The 18,070-nt window shown below is 50.6% G+C and carries 28 protein-coding genes; 24 read left to right on the forward strand and 4 right to left on the reverse strand.

What is annotated here, in order from left to right:
• Positions 1-518: 518 nt before the first annotated feature.
• The 11 genes from HDT28_04800 (at position 519) to HDT28_04850 (ending at position 7,905) form a co-directional block, all read left to right on the forward strand.
• Positions 519-1,553: a hypothetical protein gene (locus HDT28_04800; GenBank protein MBD5131894.1), complete on the forward strand. Its 1,035-nt coding sequence runs from the start codon at positions 519-521 to the stop codon at positions 1,551-1,553.
• A gap of 40 nt (positions 1,554-1,593) precedes the next feature.
• Positions 1,594-2,658 (forward strand): hypothetical protein, encoded by a 1,065-nt coding sequence (locus HDT28_04805; GenBank protein MBD5131895.1) that lies wholly within the window; start codon positions 1,594-1,596, stop codon positions 2,656-2,658.
• A 155-nt stretch (positions 2,659-2,813) separates the two neighbouring features.
• Positions 2,814-3,317, forward strand: a complete 504-nt coding sequence (locus HDT28_04810; GenBank protein MBD5131896.1) for a hypothetical protein — start codon at positions 2,814-2,816, stop codon at positions 3,315-3,317.
• A 12-nt stretch (positions 3,318-3,329) separates the two neighbouring features.
• Positions 3,330-3,989, forward strand: coding sequence for a hypothetical protein (locus HDT28_04815; GenBank protein MBD5131897.1), 660 nt, complete (start codon positions 3,330-3,332; stop codon positions 3,987-3,989).
• A 6-nt stretch (positions 3,990-3,995) separates the two neighbouring features.
• Positions 3,996-5,159 (forward strand): hypothetical protein, encoded by a 1,164-nt coding sequence (locus tag HDT28_04820; GenBank protein ID MBD5131898.1) that lies wholly within the window; start codon positions 3,996-3,998, stop codon positions 5,157-5,159.
• Positions 5,156-5,680, forward strand: a complete 525-nt coding sequence (locus HDT28_04825) for a hypothetical protein (protein MBD5131899.1) — start codon at positions 5,156-5,158, stop codon at positions 5,678-5,680. Before HDT28_04820 ends, HDT28_04825 begins: the two co-directional genes overlap by 4 nt.
• Positions 5,681-5,683: 3 nt before the next feature.
• Positions 5,684-6,148, forward strand: a complete 465-nt coding sequence (locus HDT28_04830; GenBank protein MBD5131900.1) for a hypothetical protein — start codon at positions 5,684-5,686, stop codon at positions 6,146-6,148.
• Positions 6,149-6,150: 2 nt separating this feature from the next.
• The gene (locus HDT28_04835) at positions 6,151-6,594 is read left to right on the forward strand and encodes a lysozyme (GenBank protein ID MBD5131901.1); all 444 of its coding nucleotides are present in this window, start codon (positions 6,151-6,153) and stop codon (positions 6,592-6,594) included.
• 11 nt (positions 6,595-6,605) lie between these two features.
• Positions 6,606-7,076 (forward strand): hypothetical protein, encoded by a 471-nt coding sequence (locus HDT28_04840; GenBank protein ID MBD5131902.1) that lies wholly within the window; start codon positions 6,606-6,608, stop codon positions 7,074-7,076.
• 246 nt (positions 7,077-7,322) lie between these two features.
• Positions 7,323-7,739: a hypothetical protein gene (locus tag HDT28_04845; GenBank protein MBD5131903.1), complete on the forward strand. Its 417-nt coding sequence runs from the start codon at positions 7,323-7,325 to the stop codon at positions 7,737-7,739.
• Complete coding sequence (locus HDT28_04850) at positions 7,717-7,905, forward strand: hypothetical protein (protein MBD5131904.1); 189 nt, start codon at positions 7,717-7,719, stop codon at positions 7,903-7,905. Before HDT28_04845 ends, HDT28_04850 begins: the two co-directional genes overlap by 23 nt.
• Here the strand turns inward: HDT28_04850 and HDT28_04855 are convergent, their stop codons facing one another.
• Genes HDT28_04855 through HDT28_04870 form a run of 4 tightly spaced genes read right to left on the reverse strand, consistent with a single transcriptional unit; the run spans position 7,906 to position 11,169 of the window.
• Positions 7,906-9,168 carry a site-specific integrase gene (locus HDT28_04855; protein ID MBD5131905.1) on the reverse strand — a complete coding sequence of 421 codons (1,263 nt, stop codon included), beginning with the start codon at positions 9,166-9,168 and terminating at the stop codon, positions 7,906-7,908.
• The gene (locus HDT28_04860; protein ID MBD5131906.1) at positions 9,158-10,273 is read right to left on the reverse strand and encodes a restriction endonuclease; all 1,116 of its coding nucleotides are present in this window, start codon (positions 10,271-10,273) and stop codon (positions 9,158-9,160) included. Before HDT28_04860 ends, HDT28_04855 begins: the two co-directional genes overlap by 11 nt.
• Before the next feature lie 11 nt (positions 10,274-10,284).
• Entirely contained in the window at positions 10,285-10,761 is a 477-nt protein-coding gene (locus tag HDT28_04865) for a hypothetical protein (protein ID MBD5131907.1), read from the reverse strand.
• Positions 10,762-10,764: 3 nt separating this feature from the next.
• On the reverse strand, positions 10,765-11,169 hold the full coding sequence (locus tag HDT28_04870) for a helix-turn-helix transcriptional regulator (GenBank protein MBD5131908.1): 405 nt from the start codon (positions 11,167-11,169) through the stop codon (positions 10,765-10,767).
• A gap of 129 nt (positions 11,170-11,298) precedes the next feature.
• Between HDT28_04870 and HDT28_04875 the strand changes: the two genes are divergently transcribed.
• The 13 genes from HDT28_04875 (at position 11,299) to HDT28_04935 (ending at position 18,067) form a co-directional block, all read left to right on the forward strand.
• Positions 11,299-11,469 (forward strand): hypothetical protein, encoded by a 171-nt coding sequence (locus tag HDT28_04875; protein ID MBD5131909.1) that lies wholly within the window; start codon positions 11,299-11,301, stop codon positions 11,467-11,469.
• 20 nt (positions 11,470-11,489) lie between these two features.
• A complete protein-coding gene (locus tag HDT28_04880) occupies positions 11,490-11,645 on the forward strand; it encodes a hypothetical protein (protein ID MBD5131910.1) in 156 nt (51 codons plus the stop codon).
• Positions 11,646-11,935: 290 nt separating this feature from the next.
• Positions 11,936-12,151 carry a hypothetical protein gene (locus tag HDT28_04885; protein MBD5131911.1) on the forward strand — a complete coding sequence of 72 codons (216 nt, stop codon included), beginning with the start codon at positions 11,936-11,938 and terminating at the stop codon, positions 12,149-12,151.
• Positions 12,152-12,153: 2 nt separating this feature from the next.
• Positions 12,154-12,471: a DUF3853 family protein gene (locus tag HDT28_04890; GenBank protein MBD5131912.1), complete on the forward strand. Its 318-nt coding sequence runs from the start codon at positions 12,154-12,156 to the stop codon at positions 12,469-12,471.
• A gap of 20 nt (positions 12,472-12,491) precedes the next feature.
• Positions 12,492-12,962, forward strand: a complete 471-nt coding sequence (locus tag HDT28_04895) for a JAB domain-containing protein (GenBank protein MBD5131913.1) — start codon at positions 12,492-12,494, stop codon at positions 12,960-12,962.
• Positions 12,963-12,981: 19 nt separating this feature from the next.
• Positions 12,982-13,911, forward strand: coding sequence for an ATP-binding protein (locus tag HDT28_04900; GenBank protein ID MBD5131914.1), 930 nt, complete (start codon positions 12,982-12,984; stop codon positions 13,909-13,911).
• On the forward strand, positions 13,904-14,584 hold the full coding sequence (locus tag HDT28_04905; protein MBD5131915.1) for a hypothetical protein: 681 nt from the start codon (positions 13,904-13,906) through the stop codon (positions 14,582-14,584). Before HDT28_04900 ends, HDT28_04905 begins: the two co-directional genes overlap by 8 nt.
• A gap of 1 nt (position 14,585) precedes the next feature.
• Complete coding sequence (locus HDT28_04910) at positions 14,586-14,762, forward strand: hypothetical protein (protein MBD5131916.1); 177 nt, start codon at positions 14,586-14,588, stop codon at positions 14,760-14,762.
• 4 nt (positions 14,763-14,766) lie between these two features.
• Positions 14,767-15,465, forward strand: a complete 699-nt coding sequence (locus HDT28_04915; protein MBD5131917.1) for a HEAT repeat domain-containing protein — start codon at positions 14,767-14,769, stop codon at positions 15,463-15,465.
• Positions 15,466-15,467: 2 nt separating this feature from the next.
• Complete coding sequence (locus HDT28_04920) at positions 15,468-16,334, forward strand: DUF4373 domain-containing protein (GenBank protein MBD5131918.1); 867 nt, start codon at positions 15,468-15,470, stop codon at positions 16,332-16,334.
• Positions 16,270-16,986, forward strand: coding sequence for a hypothetical protein (locus HDT28_04925; protein ID MBD5131919.1), 717 nt, complete (start codon positions 16,270-16,272; stop codon positions 16,984-16,986). The genes HDT28_04920 and HDT28_04925 overlap by 65 nt, the downstream gene beginning before the upstream one ends.
• 2 nt (positions 16,987-16,988) lie before the next feature.
• Positions 16,989-17,744, forward strand: coding sequence for a site-specific DNA-methyltransferase (locus HDT28_04930; GenBank protein ID MBD5131920.1), 756 nt, complete (start codon positions 16,989-16,991; stop codon positions 17,742-17,744).
• A gap of 14 nt (positions 17,745-17,758) precedes the next feature.
• On the forward strand, positions 17,759-18,067 hold the full coding sequence (locus HDT28_04935) for a hypothetical protein (protein MBD5131921.1): 309 nt from the start codon (positions 17,759-17,761) through the stop codon (positions 18,065-18,067).
• Positions 18,068-18,070 lie beyond the last annotated feature (3 nt).

Genomic DNA, 18,070 nt, shown 5'->3' on the forward strand with positions numbered 1-18,070 from the left:
ACACCGATAAGAAAAGGCGGGGGGGCACTTTAGAACGTGGTGAACCCCCTTTTTTGTTCTACAATTTCATCAAGTTTTTCCCGAAATTTTATGTAGAGGCCTAAAAACAAGAACACCCAGCTCTACATACAGAAGGTGTAAAATTGGGTGTTTAATCTTCGTACTCCCACGGGGACTACAAATAGGGTGTATCGAAAAACCACGAAGAACACAAAACCGCTTTTCAACTATCTCTAACGAGTTTTAAAGAACATTAAAGGGTATCGGAAAGCACCGAACAGTCCTTGTTTTAGTCCCGCTTTTTTTCGCGGGACGGGACTACGGCGCAACCCATTTCAGTTGCAAGTATAACGAAATATTTGTCAAATTGCGACATTCTACCCATTATTCATTTGTTTTCTAAATCATTACAAAGTAAAAATACATTCTTGTTCATTGGGTGATAGTCAGCGTATTTTTGTGAAAAATACGTGAAAATGATTTTTATAAAAGGAATAATCGGAGAAGATACGGGACTATTGCAAGTGGTTACGCAGGCCGAAGCCCAGCAGGGCGACACGCTCCGCGTGGAAATCGACAGCCCCGGCGGCTATGCCGAGGAGGGCTTGAAGATTTACAACTATCTGAAAGGCCTCAACCGGAACGTGGTTACGATTGCCAAGAACCAGTGCGGCAGTATCGCGTCCGTCATCTTCATGGCCGGCACCGAGCGCATCGCCACGTGCAACATCTTCATCCACAACCCCTTTCTGGGTGACGTCAGAGCGGACTATCTCACGCAGGACGACCTCAAGGAAGCCTACGATTATCTGGATGAATTGAAGCGGAAAATCAACGCCATCTATTCGTCTGTTAGCGGAATGGGCAAGGCCGGCTTGCAGGTTCTCATGGATAACGAGACCGCCATATCGCCCGAGCAGGCGGTGACGCTCGGCCTCGCCACCAAGACGGGAGAGGCCGAAGCGCAGAACAAGGCCTATAAGCCCGTCGCCCGCACCTCGAATGAAGCGGTTTTGAAAGCAATTAATCAAATCCAAAAGAATATGAACAAGAAAACAAAATGGAGCGAACGCATCAAGAACCTCTTGAGCGGAAAAGCAAAAAACATCGACTTGAAAGACAAGGACGGCAACACCATTTCGGTGGATATTCCCGCCGACCGCGAAAATCAGGTGCCCGAGGTGGGCGATGCCGCCGAACCGGACGGGCAGTTTGAAATGGAGGACGGAAGCACGATTATCATCGCCGACGGCGTGATTACCGAAATCCGTCACGCGGACGAAGAACACGGCGAAGAACACCAAGACCCCAACCCGCAGGACATCGAGACGCTCAACGCCCGTATCGCGGAACTCCAAGCCGAGAACGAGCAGTTGCGCCGCGCGGGCGAAATGGCGGCCGCCCGTATCGAGGAATACGAGGCTATGGAGAAACAGACCTCGAAAACCCTCAACCTCAAGCGCCCGTTTGTCAACAAGGACAAGGAGGACGAGAAATCGGCCCTCGCAAAGGCTATCGAGGAACGCAAGAAAGCCTTGCAGTCCAAGAATTAATCGATTAATCAACCTATAAAGAAGAAAGGAGAATACAATTATGGCTGCACCCATAATCAACTTTGAACAGCTCACTCCCGCCTTGATGATGCAGATTTCCGACATCGTGCGTGAAGAAGTCATCACGAGGGGTATCATCAGCAACTATGTGGATGTGGTTTCCGCTCGTGACGGAGAACGCATCCCGTTCCTCGGTACTTTATCGAAAATCGGTAAGGTAGGACGTGGTTGCAATATCACCGATGATGAAGCGTCGGCAAACTTGACGGAAAAGAAATGGTTGCTGAAAGATTGGGATTTCCGTCTTCCCATTTGCTACAAGGAGTTCGAGAAAGCTCTCTACGACCTCGGTTTGAAGGAAGGCGTGGAACGCCCCGACTTGACGGGCACCCCGCTCTTGAATCTCATTCTTTCGCTCGTTGAAGGAGCCGTGGATGAGATGTTGAACCGCTTCCTGTGGTTCGGTGACACCACGGGCGCGAACCTCCCCGAGGAAAGCACCGAACAGCAGTACTTTGAGGTTGTGGACGGCGTTTTCAAGCAGATTGCCGAAATGATTACCGCCAACAACGGTATCAAGCATATCTCGATTGCCGCGAATGCCCTCAACACAACCGCCGCCCAGCAGGCCGCCGAGGGCTTGGACGCTATCAATATTCTCTCGCAGGTTATCAACGAAGCCCCCGCCGCATTGCGTGCCCAAAGGGCCGACAACCGCGAGGTATTGGTTACCGACGCCTTCTTCTCGAAGCTCAAGATGCAGTTGCTTGCTCAAACCCTGTACACCGAATCGGCGTACAAGATGCGCGAGGACGGCATTCAGGAACTTCGCATCTTCGGTGAGAAAATCGTTACCGTCCCCTACTGGGATAAGGAAATCAACGCTTCATTCAACGACGGCACCAAGCTCGACAATCCTTATCGCGTACTCTACACGACCAAGGAAAACATCAAGCTCGGCTTCCCCGTATTGGACGACCAGATGAAGGCCTTTGAAGATTTCAAGGCTTGGTACGACAACAAGACCAAGAACATGTACATCGACGGTGCCGGTCGCCTCGATGTGAAGGTAGTGTTGCCTCAACTCATCTCTGTTGCGTACTAAAATCCGTTCCAATGGCAGGGGTGTGTCCATGCGCCCCTGCCTTATTGTTTAACTATCAAAATCAAAAGACAATGGCAAAATGCGATACTTCGGTCGTTCATGATTTTCTCTACGACTGCGCTAATCCCCCCGTGGCGGGTCTTGAAGATGAGGCTTTGCTCATCAACCGTGGCGATATTGATTTCACCAAGTCGACCATCGACGCGGACAACCCGAACATCATCACCGCTATCGTGCTCAAGGCTGGCAAGAAAGCCAACCTTGTGCAACAGCGCAAGACCTCTTTCAACGGAACGAACGTAGCCCAAGCGGAGGGCACGTACAGCAACGGCACCACGCAGACCTTCGCGTTTGTGGCTTTCGCCAATTCTGCGGCTGAAAAGGCCGCTTTGGAGAATATGCTCAACGGCTCCTTTGTTGCGGTAATCAAGAACAAAGCCGCCGCGGACGATAGCAAGTACGAGGTGCTCGGCTGGAATACGGGATTGAAAACCCCGACCCTCACGAAGGACTATGTGGCCGAGGAAAGCGCGGGTGTGTATGCCGTTACACTCGCATCCGGTCAGGAACCCCGCTTGCCGATGAGTTTCTATGCCGGTTCTCTCGAAGAAACCGATACGGCCTTTCAGTCCTTGCAGACCGCTCAAGCGGCAAAGTAAAAACACCGGGCTATGACGCTGGAATTTGAAGAAATCGCCTCCTTGTGCGAGGATAGGGAACTTTTCGGGCGTGTGGTTTCCAATGCCACCTACACCCCGCAGGAAGCCGCGCGGATTGGCGTGGCTTATCTGCAAATTTTCAAGAAACAAATCGTGCAGACGTGCGGCAACTGCGTGGGCGATGCCCTCTCGGAACTGGTCGCGCTCTACCGTAAAAACCCAGAAAGAATGAAAGAACAGAACACTTGCAAGTATCAGCTCCGCGCCGGAATGCTTATCCGGCTCCACTTCGGCGATAACGTGTATTACAGCAACGCCAACCTCACCGACAAGGTGGCCGAGGAGTACATCATGGCGAAGCCGTCCCGTTTGTCGAATTTCTCGAAGTACCCGGAAAGCATCGTGAAGAAAATCGAGGCCGGCCAGCCCGCGCCCGAAAGCGAGGAGGTGACCGAACCCGCCACCGAACCCGTAGCGGCGAAAACAAGAAAAACGGGAGCAGCCAAGACGGGAAACAAAACGACCACCAACAGGGGCGGCCGCAAGGGAAAAACGGCGAAGCCCGCGCCCGAAAGCGAGGAGGTGACCGAACCCGCCACCGAACCCGTAGCGGAACCTACGGACGGCGAGGCGCCCGCCCCCGAAACTGAAAGAGAAGAACCCCAAGCGTAACGGATTATGCAGCTATCGGCGATAAAGGCAACCCCGAACCGGAAGATTTCGACCAACAAGCAGTTGGGAATACAGGCCTACGACACGAACAACGATTATCCGCAAAAGGTAATGCAGTTGTCGAGCGGAAGCGGTACCATACGCTCTTGTCTGAACATCTATACCCGTTTCCTTCTCGGAAAGGGCATAGCGGCAGGCGAAATGCGCGTGGGAAGCGAGAAACTGCGTCAAGTGTTCCGCAAGGTGGCGCAGGATTACGCCCGGTTCGGGGGCTTCGCCCTGCATATCGGATATAACGCCCTCGGTCGTATCTGTAACGTCGAGCACATACCGTTCGAATTCTGCCGGCTCGGTATGAAGGACGATGCGGGACACGTGAAACAGATAGCCGTCAACAGTGATTGGCTCGGCATCGAGAAATCGCCCTCGAAGAGCAACACCACCTACTGCAACGTGTTCAACCCCCACAAGGCTATGGACGAAATCGAGGCCACGGAGGGGGGCATCGCGAATTATTACGGGCAAATCCTCTATGCCAGCCCGGAAGGTTCGGGCATCTATCCGTCCTGCATCTACGAAGCCCAGCTCACGGACGGGGCCACACAAATAGCGTGCTCGAACATACGATATCGGAATGCCAGGAACGGCTTCATGCCTTTCGGAATGCTTACGATACGCAAGACAAAGGAATACAATGCCAATGTGGACGGAAAGCCAGACGGAAAGGTGGACAGTCCCGATGTTGATCGGGGCCTCTTGCAGAACCCGATGTTGCATGACCTCGCGAAATTGCAGGGGGACGTGAACACGAGCAAGATGCTTGTGCTCGAACTCGAGCCGGACGACCAGCCGCCGGAATTCCATTCTCTTGACGGAAAGAACTACGACGGCGCTTTCAAGGAAACCGAAGCCAGCACGAAGGCGAACATCGGCGAGGCGTTCATGCAGCCTCCCATCTTGCGGTGCGAGCAGGTGAGCAACGGCTTTGCCGATGACGTAATGGAACAGGCCTACAAGTACTACAACACCATTACCGAGCCCGACCGCCAATTCATCGAAGAGACGTTATCGGACGTGTTCGCGCATTGGTGGCAGCCGTTCTCGACGGATACCCTCAAGATAACGCCCCTTTCGTACAACAACGCAACCCACCAAACGATAGCACAATGATAATCGACGAACAGATATTGCGCGCCAAGTGCCGCCACTTTTCAGAAAATATGGATTTCGACAAGCTGGTGAAGCCCATTATCGAGGAAGTGGAGCAGCTCGACATGAAGCCCCTTCTCGGGCAAAGGCTCTTCATCGCCTTGCAGAACGTCGACAAGACGGGCGACCCGGAGCGGGAGCCGCTTCTTCGTCTGTTGGTGGGCGGGCAATACGAGGGTTGCGGCGGTACCGCGATTTTCGAGGGGGTGTATAAGGCGGAGGCGTATTACACCTATGCCCGTCTGCTGCGCAATCCGAACGGTTTTCTTTCTGCGACGGGTTTCCGGCAATCGGTCGACACTTTCAGCAATTACGCCGAATACAAGGAGCGGGAGAGCACGATAATAGCCGTGAAGCAGGCAGCTGACAGTTACATGGCCGACTGCATGGATTATATCCGGAGCGTTCCCGAACTGGCGAAGCTCGCCGGGGGCGGTTCGCACCGCCGGCACGGAGGTATAACACACGTAATAGGAGAGTAGATTATGGAAACAATCACCTTCGATTTACCCACGATTGCGGGAGTGTTGAAGAGGCTATGCGCCTTCTTTCTCTTTCTGTGGGGCATCCTTATCGTTGCCATCTTTGTTGACTTATGGGACGGCGTGAAGACGGCCCGAATACTCAAAGAACCTATAAGGAGCCACAAATTGCGTATTACGATTGACAAGATTACCGAGTACTGGCGGCCGATGCTCATCGCCGCACTGGTTGACCTTATAGGCTCGGTGTTCACGTTCTACATCGTTCCTTTTGCCTCCATTTTCCTTTGCCTCGGCCTTTTGACGGTGGAAGGCAAGAGCCTCTACGAACACGCGAAGCGGAGAAAGAGCAAGGTTGCCGAACTCAAGGACATCATGCAGGGAGTTATACGGGCCGCAAACGACAAGGACGCGTTGGCGGCAATCGAGGCCATCCGCGACTTTATCGAAACATCAAAAAAGAAATGATAATGAAATACATCGGAAAAAAGGGGCTCGACCTCATCAAGAGCTTCGAGGGTTTCCGCTCGAAACCCTACGTTTGCCCGGCCGGGAAGTGGACTATCGGCTACGGCCACACCAACGGCGTGACCAAGGACACCACCCCCGTCAATGAGACGGACGCGGAAACGCTCTTGCGGGAGGACTTGATGCGCATCACGGGCGACATCAACCGCGCCGTGCCCGAATCCCTCACGCAGGCACAATTCGATGCCGTCTGCTCCTTCTGCTACAACCTCGGAACCGGGGCGTTCCTCTCCTCGACACTCCGCAAGGTTATCGCCGCCGATCCGAAGGACTACACCCGTATACGGGCCGAGTTCATGCGGTGGGTTTATGCCGGCAAGAAGAAGCTGGCCGGCTTGGAGAAGCGCCGCAAGGCCGAAGCCGACCTTTATTGTGAAAACCTTTAAAACAAATCAATATGAAAGGATTTATCAAGATGCTGACCCTCGGGGCGATGCTTGCCCTGATGGTGGTCTACTGCACGGGTTGCAGCTCGTGCGCTCGGTTGGCGCGACTTTGCCCGCCGCAGGTGTCGAAAAGTGAGACGTATTACGTCCACGACACGACCAAAATCACGAAATGGCAGACCGACACCGCGATGTCGGTAGCCCTTGCGTATGAAATCGCGCGAAGTATGGTGTTGGAAACCGACACGGCGCACGCCGAAACGTCCTATGCAGTCGCGCAGGCGTGGTATACGGGCGACCGAATAGCGCTCGAGCTCTATAATAAGCCTGTCGCGCCCGTACAAGTGCCGATATTTCACGAGAAAGAGGAAACCAGACACGAAGAAGCGAAACAAGAGACGATAACGGAGGTGCAAACGATATACAAGACACCCGTAATCGTACAGATTGGCGCATATATAGGCTTGCTCACCGTCATCTGACTGCTCGCGGTTGTTATTTCGCGCGTGGTTATGCGCTTTCGGAAATAATCACTACATTTGCATCGATCATTTCCGGATCGTTTTGGAAGCCGCTCGGGGGTCGCTCCCTCGGTGGCTTCTTTTTTTTTGATGTAACTCTTTTATTTTCTTGCTTTCTCAAATTATTTGTAATTTTTTTTGATTTTTGTTTACAGAAATCAAAAAAAGTACTATCTTTGCACCCACAAACCAATAAAAACAACGGAAATGAAAAGTTACGAAATTGTATTTCTGAAAGACAACTACAGAGGCGACCGCCCCTGCCTTTCTTTGAGCGAAATTCGCGGAGAAGAAACGCAAGAAGAGTTTGAAACGCTCGATGCCGCCCGTGAAGCCTTGTTTGAAATCGGAAGTGTGGAGGGCTACACAGCCGCTATCCGTGAGATTGAGGACGGCGAGGTATTACAGGTTATCGAAAACTGGGAGGCTGATTACAAGGTAGAAGCGTTTGACATTGAGGAACACTCTTTAATGGTTGCGTATTTCATCAACGAGAAAGAAGCTCTTTCATACGCCGAAGGCATATCGGAAGACTATTACAATGTAGTGGTTTCCAATCGTGATATGTTCGGTAAGTATATACCTTCACACGATTACACCAATGGCAGCCACACGCAATACTGAAAACCGGGGCGGGTACCGTCAAAACGCGGGGCGAAAGCCGAAAGACGGCACGCCCCGCACTTATAAATTCGTGCGCCTACACCGGGAAGCCTACGATGCTATCCCGGCCGACGTGAACAAATGCGACTACGTAAGCAACCTCATCATCGCCGCAACCAAGCAATAACTACTCATCGAAGGCACGCATCGCCTCTCGCTTCGCACGTTCTGCTATCTCGATATAAGGCTTCATCGCCGCATAATCACTGTGTCCCGTCCATTTCATCACGATTTGGGGCGGGATGCCTTTTTGTATGGCATTTGAAATGAAAGTGCGGCGGGCGGTGTGAACACCCATTAAACGCCATTTCGGGGCGATTTCCTCGCACCTCTCGCTTCCCCGGTAATACACCTTCGTAACGGGCGTATCAAGCCCGCACAATTCGCCCAATTCCTTGATATAGTCGTTCATCTTCTGGTTCGAAATCACGGGAAAATAGCGGTCGTTTTCGCGCGGGAAATCGCGGTATTTTTCCGCGATGGCGCGGGAATACTTGTTGAGCTCAATCGTGAGCCGGTCGGCGGTCTTGATGCTCGTTATCGTGATGCTATCCTCGTGCACGTCCGACGTGCGCAGGTTCGCCAAGTCAGAATAGCGGAGGCCGGTGAAGCACGCGAAGCAGAACACATCACGCACGCGGGAAAGGTATTGTTTCGTTTCCGGTATCGGGAAATCGTAGACCTTGAGCAGTTCGCCCCAATCCAAAAACACTATTTCGTTTCTCGTTTTCTTGAGGCGTGGATTGAACAGAAGAAAGGATTGATCGTGCAGGTAGCCTTTCTTTGACGACCACCGCAGGAACCATTTGAGAAGGCTTATATGTTTGGATATAGTGCTGTTGCGCATTCCGCACTCATCGCGGAGGAATTCGGTGAAGGCGAGCAGGCCGGCCTCGGTGAACATCTTGAAGGTCGGTTGCGGTTTGAAGGCTGTAAGGTGGTTGCGTAGGGTGATGAAATTCTTTTCGGTGTTGCGAACCCACGCATTGAGGCTCTTGTTCTCCTCGATGAACAGGTCCATATAATAGCCGAGGTCGGCTTTCACGGTGTCGGCGGTGCGGGAGAGTGCGGCGCGGAGTTCGTGACGGAATTCCTCGGGGGTGGGCATGATGCCGTCGCGTTCGAATCGTGAGAATATCTCGGTGGCCGCATCTTCGTGGGCTTGGATTGTTCGGTTGATGACACTCGCGGGGGTGTGTTCCTTGCCGTGGGTGGTGTTGGTCTTGCAACGTTGTGTTTCCGCGCTCCATTTGGCCGGCTCGACACGGAAGCCGACAAGGAGGGAAACGACGTGTGCCGAGCGGTTCCACTTCACGCGCATGCGCAGGCGCCCGTCCGGTTTGCCTCCCTCCTTGTCGACAAAGAATGATATGATACGGTCAATGTGCATCTTCTTCCGGGGCGGTTTCTTTGGCTTTGGTCTGCTTGCCGTCTATAATCAGGGAGAGTGATTTGCGCAAATCGTCCGCGAAGGTGTATAGGTCGTTGGGGCTTTCGAGCTTGCAAACCATGTTATCCATGCCTTGGAAAGTGATAACCATACGCTTCACCTCGTTTGTCGTAGATTCAAAGCGGCAAATCGATTTTGCCATGTTAGAGGCGTGAAAAATGGTGAAACGGGTCTGGCTGTCGCGGTAAACAATCTCTTCAACGGGGCATACCGTGGCCAAGATGGAGCGAATGATATAGAACGCCTGTAATTCCTCCTCGGAGGTGAAGATTTTGGATTCGGGCTTCTCGTCCGCCGCCGCTTCTTCCCGCTGTTGCGTCTGCTGTTCATCTTCCCCCTCCTTGATGGCGGCTTTCAGACGGTCGGAAATGATGTCGTTGATGTAAGATGATATGGACTTCTTGACTATCGGCTGGAACTGGGCGCATACCTTCGGCGTGAAAAGGCCGTCATACACCTGCTTACCCAAGAATTTGGTGAAATCCTCGGAAGGGGTTTGGAATTCCTGCGCGATGATGCCTTTGAGTTCGTTGGCATACTTGAGTTCCGTGGCCGAACTCAATATAACGCTGGTGTCGAAATAGGATTTGTGGAATTTCTTCAGTTCCTCGATTTGGTTGTCTTTCAAATCGAGAAGGTTCACCTCCAAGAAAGGCTTGTCGTCCATCACGTTTTCCTTGGCGAGGTCGGTGTAAAAGCGGTAAATGATACCGTTTGTCAGAATGCCGAATTTGGCTTTGGAAACGCCGAAATAACGAAGCAACTGGTTGTCGTGCAGGCTCAAATCCTGTTGCCAGTGCTTGCATTCGATGAGGATAATCGGCTCTCCGTCCTTGTGTATCGCGTAATCTATCTTTTCGCCTTTCTTGGCGCCGATGTCGCATATCATTTCGGGCACCACCTCAACTGGATTGAACACATCATATCCGAGGGCGGTAATGAACGGCATGATAAAGGCATTCTTGGTGGCCTCCTCGGTCTTGATGTTGTCCTTCATCTTGTCTACACGGTCGGCAATCTGCTTGATGTTGTCTTTGAAATCCATAGTATTTATTTTTAGATGTTTATATACTTGTCTAAATCAGCACGAGATAATGTGTCGCAAATCACCGTATCGGAAATGATATTGATATTCTTTATTTGCTTGATGATATACTCCTTTTCATCCCACGGAAAGCCAATTTGAAACAATATCAACAATTGATGATTGCCTTGCAAAGCCTGTAAGTGGCTTGTCGTATCGCTTGCGGAGGCTTCGAGGAATTGCATAGGGGTAGTGTTGACAAGAGAGAAATCAATACGTGATTTACTTGATTCAATTGTGTCAAATGAGATAGGTGCATTCGGTTTGTATAGGAGGACATCAGCAACTATGCGCCCAATGCCAAAACTTTCTTCTACTGATGAGAAGGTCTTTACGGTAAGGTTGTGATAAATCGGCTCTTTCGTGGGTTCGGTTGTCGGGTTTGGCTTGTCGCAGGCGGCAAGAAGGACTGCCGACAACGCGGCGATGATGAGGTTTGATGTCTTCATATTCTATTTGTTTTGCTTTTCAATAATAGACAATAATCTGTCAATATGCGTGGCATAAAACTTTCGCTGTTCGGAAATCTCGTTCAGAGCCATCTTCAACTGCTCCGCGCAATCGGTGTTCTGCATATTATTACCGATTCCTGCCTGCACGATATTCCCATTTCCGTTTACGTTAGTAAACATTTCGCCCTCACCACTTTTCAACCATTCAGTGTTGAGGTTAGGCGCAATGGACAATAATTTGCCCAAAAACTTATCATTAATTGGCCTATATCCGCTCATAAGGTGGGATAGGCTCGCTTCTGTATACCCTAATTTAGAAGCCAAATCCTTTTGATTTTCCACCAATCCGTCCGCCACAAGCCGTTTTATAACCTGTTTAACCCTTTTATTATCAATGTCTTTCATTTTGTTCTATATTTTTTTGGTCAAAAAATTTTACCAAATGATAAATTGTCTTTATCTTTGCGGTGTTGTTTTAAGTTTAAAACAGCACGTAAAACAAAGCGTAAAAATAACAATTAAAACGAAACGGAAATGAAAACAAGAGCAAAGACACACTTGGTAAGCCGCGAGCGCGCTATCCAAATCGCAAGCAACCACAACGGCGTAAGCATCGAGGTTGCAAGCCGGTACTCCGACAGCGAACTGAAAGAAGTCCTGCTTCACGCAAGCGGGCGCACCTTCAAACTCAAAGCCAATTTCTAACCCTTTAAAACGATTCGGAAATGAAAAGAAACGGATACAACGCAGAGGGCGAGGACCCCTGGGACGATTTCGACCGCTGGGACGCGGAACAGGCCCGATTGGAGCGGGAAGAGGAGGAAGAAGCCTCGGGAAAATGGTACGACGGACCCGAATACGTCCCCGAATGCGAAAGATAGATGAAAAGAGCCGGGCGGTTCGCCGCCCGGACAAAACACGGGAGCCTGAGAAACCCCAACCAAAACGAACGGAAATGAACAAATACATATTCAAATTCTACAGAAGAAATCAAACGCTTTGCGGTTCGATGCCTGTCTGGGCGACCAGTTGCACCGAGGCTCTCAAATGCGCGAGAACATACTCAAACCTGTTGCTTACAGGTATGATGATTTCCATATACGAATCTGTGAACGGGATTGAATCACCCGTTGCCGATATAAAGATACTCGAACAAAAAACAGCCTAACAAATGAAAAACGAAGAACTTAAAACAGAATTCCGCAAGAAACGCGAACAGCGCGATGACGCCATTGTGGCACGGTTCGAGGAACTGATGAGCCACAAGGGCGCGATGGCTATGGCGGTGATGAAGGTCGTTGCCTATGAGTTCGGCCTCTACTCCACCACCGCTATCTGGGCCGCCCGTAAGCGCGTCGCGAAACGCAGAATGGAGGAAAATCGATAACGATGGGAGCGATTGAGAACATACGGGTGGCAGACCTCACGGTCGGGCAGTTCGCGCAACTGATGCGCGACGTGATGGCGGAGAATATGCCGGCCAAGGAACCCGATGAGGTTGTGGTAAGTGAGGACTTCACGGGGGAACGCTACGTTTATGGTATAAACGGCATAGCGCGCCTGTTCGGGTGTTCCCGCACCTATGCCCAACGGCTCAAATCATCGGGCAAGCTCGCCCCCGCAATACGTCAGGAAGGCCGGAAGATAATGTGTGATGCACAGAAGGCCGTGGAGTTGTTCGGAGCGCGAAAACATTGCAATCAATAACCCTTTAAAACGATTCGGAAATGAAAACAATTCAACTTTCTTACTTGTGCGACAGCGCGGTGAATGAAACCGATGTAATCTTTTCGGTAGAACAGGCCGTGAAGACCCTTAGGGCTTCTTTCAAAAAGGGAGAAATCCAGATGCAGGAGTATTTTAAAGCGATGTTCTTGCGGGGTGACGGCCACGTGCTCGGAATACAGACCCTTTCGATGGGCGGAACACGTATTACGGTCGTGGACGCAAAGATACTTTTCAGCGCCGCCCTCCTTGCGCACGCAGAAGCGATAATCCTATGCCATAACCACCCGAGCGCGGTTGTACATCCTTCGCCCGATGATTTGAGGCTTACGCAGAGGCTTGTTGACGGCGCCCGCCTGTTGGACTTGACTATTGCAGACCACATTATTCTCACCGAAGATAGTTATTATTCGATGAGCGACAATCTGCAAATCGTGGACGGCATCAATAGAGTCCGCATTCACAAAGAATAAACCAATAAACAATAAGAAAATGAAAACTTTAATCAGAAAACCGAACGAGATTGTAATCAATCCCACTATCCAGATGCTTATATACGGACAGGCGGGCACGGGAAAGACCACCCTTGCCTTGTCCGCGCCGAAACCGCTTTTGTTGGACTTCGACGGGGGTGTGTCACGCGTTAACGCCGGCCACCAGTGCGACACCGTACAGATAACCTCCTACCAAGATGCCCTTGATGTGTTGCAGGAGGATTTGAGCGAATACCAGTCAATAGTAATTGACACCGCCGGGAAATTGCTCGATTTTATGGCATCTTGGCTGATTTCCAAAAACAGCAAGCTCGGCAAATCCAACGGTGCGTTGTCCCTGCAAGGTTTCGGCGAACGCAAAGCCGAATTCCGTAATTTCTGCCGCCAAATACGCGCACTGAACAAGCATCTTGTGTTCGTTGCCCACCGCGAGACGCAGAAGAACGGTGATGAAATCCGTTACGTTCCGATATTCGGAGGTTCTTCCTATGATGATTTGGTTACAGAACTGGATTTGGTTGGCTATATCGAGACGATAGGCCGCAAGCGCGTGATAACATTCGACCCGACAGACCGCAACGACGGCAAGAACACCATCTATATGCCGCCTGTGAATGAGTTGCCATTGACGGTAGACGAGGACGGCATCGGCCTCCCGAACACCTATATAACGGATAACATCATTGCGGCCTTTGCAAGGCGTCTTGAGACTCAGAAGGAACTCAACGCGGGGTTTAACGAAGTTATGGAATGCATCGATGTAATGATTGATGGTGTTGTGGATGCCGAAACAGCCAACGAGGCTTGCGAGAAAATCAAAGCTATGCAGCACATCGGAAACAGTAAACTTATGGGCGCGAAGCGTCTTGCGGACAAAGCAAAGTCGCTCGGCCTGAAACTGAATAAGGAGGCGGGCCGGTATGAATAATTACAACATATACCCAACACTCCTTGACGGCTTCACGGCTTTCAAGACAAAGGATTATATGACGGAAGAGGAACTGCTGGCACGGCTGAACCGTGCCGGCGCCCCGTCCGTGGAGGCAAGGCGCGGCGATGCGTTCAATATCCTTATAGATAAGATGGCGCAGGGTTGTATACCGGAATTGTGTACCGACCCCGTAACGGGAAATTTCGCATACCGCGAGTTTTCGCGCGACAATTACGAATTCTACTTTCCTCTGCACGTGTGCGAAAAGATAGCGGATATATACCGCCAATCGGTGCAGCAGGTGCGCTTGGACGGAAATATTCTAACCCGATACGGAAATGTACATCTGTACGGCTTCGCAGACGGGGTATTTTCTTCGGTTATCCGAGACATCAAGACCACCAAGCAATACAAGGTCGGGAAGTATCGCGAAGGCTGGCAGGCGTACGTCTATACATACTGCTTGAAGCAAATGGGTGGCATCGTTACCGATTTCTTCTATGATGTTACCGACTTCAAGGAGGTATATATGGAGCATTACAACGCACAAAGGCTCGATTTGCGCGATCGTATTTCCGAACTTGAAGAATTTATCCAATACATCGAAAACAAGCGGGAAATGATAAATAATCCGCGTCTGTTTGGCTTGGAAGAAAGGAAGGAGGCTTAATATGTATGAGGTAACAGGTGCAAGCATCTTACAAGACGGAAAGCCTATCAAGAGTTACGATATGAATATTCACACTGAAAACCTTGATGAGGTTCGAAAAAAAATCATAGACAAACACATGAGCGATTATGCGGGGCGCTTGAGTGTTTGTCTTAAATACAAGAATTTAATTCAATAGAAAAATGGAAAACAAAAAGAAATTACAGAACATTCCCCTCGAAATCATCGAGCGTTGGCTGAAAGACGACGATTGCGATGTACGGGCGGCGGCGATGAACGCCTGCAACGGCAAGGACGTGCCTTTGGAAATCATCAAGCGTGGGCTGAAAGACGACGATTGCGATGTACGGGCGGCGGCGATGAACGCCTGCAACGGCAAGGACGTGCCTTTGGAAATCATCGAGCGTTGGCTGAAAGAAGACGATTGCCGTGTCAGGGCGGCGGCGATGAACGCCTGCAACGGCAAGGACGTGCCTTTGGAAATCATCGAGCGTTGGCTGAAAGACGACGATTGGCGTGTCAGGGCGGCGGCGATGAACGCCTGCAAAAAGAACGGAATACCTATCCCTGTTATCAGGACGGTCGAACCACCCAAGCAAGTCTACAAAAAATGTGTTTGTGGCGTTATCGTGGTTGCCGAAATCCCTGAAACTGCACAGGTACGCGGAACCGCTACGGGAAAGTGCCGCGCCTCGGAAGCGGTTATCGTTGATATGATAGGCGACATCGCCGGAGAAAAAATAGGTATATCTAAGTACGATAACCAGACGATCTACGAGATTGGCGACCACGTTGTGATTGACAACTTCGACTATTCTAACGAAGAATGCTCAACGGGGTATCATTTCTTCTTCACCCAAAAACAAGCCGAAAACTACTGAAAATGGCACGCCCCAGAAAACAAGGACTTGAATATTTCCCTTTCGAATGTGACTTCTTCGCAGATGAGCGAATGGTTGCTATCGCCGGGGAGTTCGGCCTCAAAGGCGAAATCATCACGGTTCACCTGCTCTGCGCGATATACCGAAACGGGTATTTCGTAGAGTGGGGAGACCTGATGAAGTTCAAGTTGATGAAAGAGTTGCCGGGCGTTTCGGTGGATTTGCTCGACAATGTGGTGTCGCGCTTGGTTAGGTGGGGCATCTTTGATGAGGGCCTGTTTAACTCGGTGGGCGTACTCACGAGCGAGGCAATCCAACAGACCTTTTTCAGTGTGGCGCGTAAGAGGGTGACGACAGGAGAATTCCCTTACGTTTTAGGTTTTCGCGGAAGAAACACCCGTTTAAGTGTAGTTTCTGACGCGGAAACACAGGTTTCGGACGCGGAAACGCCACAAAGTAAAGGAAAGGAAATAAAAAACTCACCTAACGGTGAGAAAAAAGAACCGTCGCCGCCGTCAAAACTTCGGTTTTTATCCTTTGAACAAAATGTTCATGAGTGTTTGCAAGACCAAGTATGGCGGGAAAGTGTACAGATGAACCTCTTGGTAAAGATTACCGATTGGAAGCAGGTTTTCACGGAATTCCGGGCAAACCTTATCGCGAATGGCTCCGCAACGGATAAGACGCGGCAGGACTTCCGCAAGCACTTCACAAATTGGTTTAGAATCAAAAAACAAAACGAAAATGGAAGAAACGATCAAAAAAACATGGGCGGAAATGACCGCACGGGAGGCCGCGCAAGCCTTGGCAGACCGTCAATCGCTCCGGCAAAGGTTGTCGCAGAAGACCGAGGCAAGTCCTGCATCTGAAGCGGCGTTGAAATACGTCCAGATGATGCGCAAACGTGATGAGGAAAACCACCGCAAGTGGTCGGCCGAGGAGCTCAAGGAACGTGCGATGGCACGCTTCGCCTCGCTTATGGGAGAGAAAAAGCCCTCGGAACGATACGAGTACCTGATAGACTGCTTCGCGTCCTACTTTGCCCGTGAGAGCGGAAAGCTCAAACCCGAAAAGGGCATCATCCTTTCCGGGTGCACCGGGTGCGGGAAAACGACCCTATTCAAGATTTTCAATTTCAATTTTCTGTGGAAGTGTGACAATCCAGCCTGGCAACTGACCCAACACAACGCTCTTATCTTTTCTTGGAACTGGTGCCGCAGCATCGCGATGGAGTACACCGACAAGGAGAAAGGCGGCTTCGCGGCACTGAAAAAGTACTTCAACGGCGTCTCGCTGTTCGACGATTTGGGCGCGGAAAACATCGGAATCCACTACGGTACCAAAGCGGACGTGATGGGCGAAATCATCCAATCTCGCTACGAGGTAGGGGCGCGGACGTTTTTCACGACAAACTTAAACTTTGACGAGCTCCGGAAGACCTACGATGAGCGGGTGGCTTCCCGCTTGGCCGAAATGTGCAACTGGGTGAATATGGGCATCAACGAAGATTACAGGAGGTAGAGATGCAGGATATAGAGTTATTCAACGACCATTTCCAAAATTACAAGGTTTACGGCTTACCGAAAGCGCAACTCATCATCGCCGACCCTCCGTATAACCTCGGTAAGAATGCCTACGCAAGCAACCCCGCATGGTATGAGGGGGGGGATAACGCCAACGGTGAATCGGAACTCGCGGGCAAGGAATTCTTTGATACCGATATTGATTTCCGTCCCGCCGAGTTCATGCACTTCTGCTCGAAGATGCTCATCAAGGAACCGAGGGAAACGGGCAAGTCGCCCTGTATGGTTTTGTTCTGCGGATTTGAACAGCAGTTCGAGTACATACGTCTCGGACGCGAATACGGCTTGAACCGGTATATAAACCTCGTATTCCGAAAGAACTATTCGGCGCAGGTACTGAAAGCGAATATGCGCGTGGTCGGCAACTGCGAGTACGGCCTTATCCTTTATCGGGACAAGCTTCCGAAGTTCAACAATAACGGCCAAATGGTCTTTAATTGCTTCGATTGGGTACGGGACGAAAGCACCCCGAAGATACACCCGACACAAAAGCCGATAATCCTGATAAAGCAACTTATAAGGCTGTTTACCGACAAAGGCGATGTGGTTATAGACCCTTGCGCGGGAAGCGGTGTAACGTTGCGGGCGGCGGCCGAATTGAACCGCCGGGCATACGGCTTCGAAATCAAGAAGACCTTTTACAGGGATTCGAAGAAATATATCCTGCAAAGGTTTCAGAGTGAAATGTTCAACTAAAAACGAAAACGGAAATGACAAAAGTAATCCTAACCAAAGAAGAACGCGACCGCCTTGTTCAATTGGCGGGTAAGGAACTCGCGTATGTGTATATGCTTCTCACGGTTGCCATATATCACGCCGAGGAAGCCGAGGCGTTGATAAAGAGGAGCGGATACATGCGGACCGAAGTAAAGATGAACGTGAACCGCCTAATGGCGCATTTCGACCACTTTTTTGAGGATTTCAAGAAATACATCGGCAAGGACGATGGCAAGATTATCCTCAGCGACTTCGAGAGGCTGAAACCAGAAATCGACAAATTGCTGAAATCAAATTTATAAACC

Source organism: Clostridiales bacterium (assembly GCA_014799665.1).
Classification (GTDB): Bacteria; Bacillota; Clostridia; order Christensenellales; family Pumilibacteraceae; genus Anaerocaecibacter.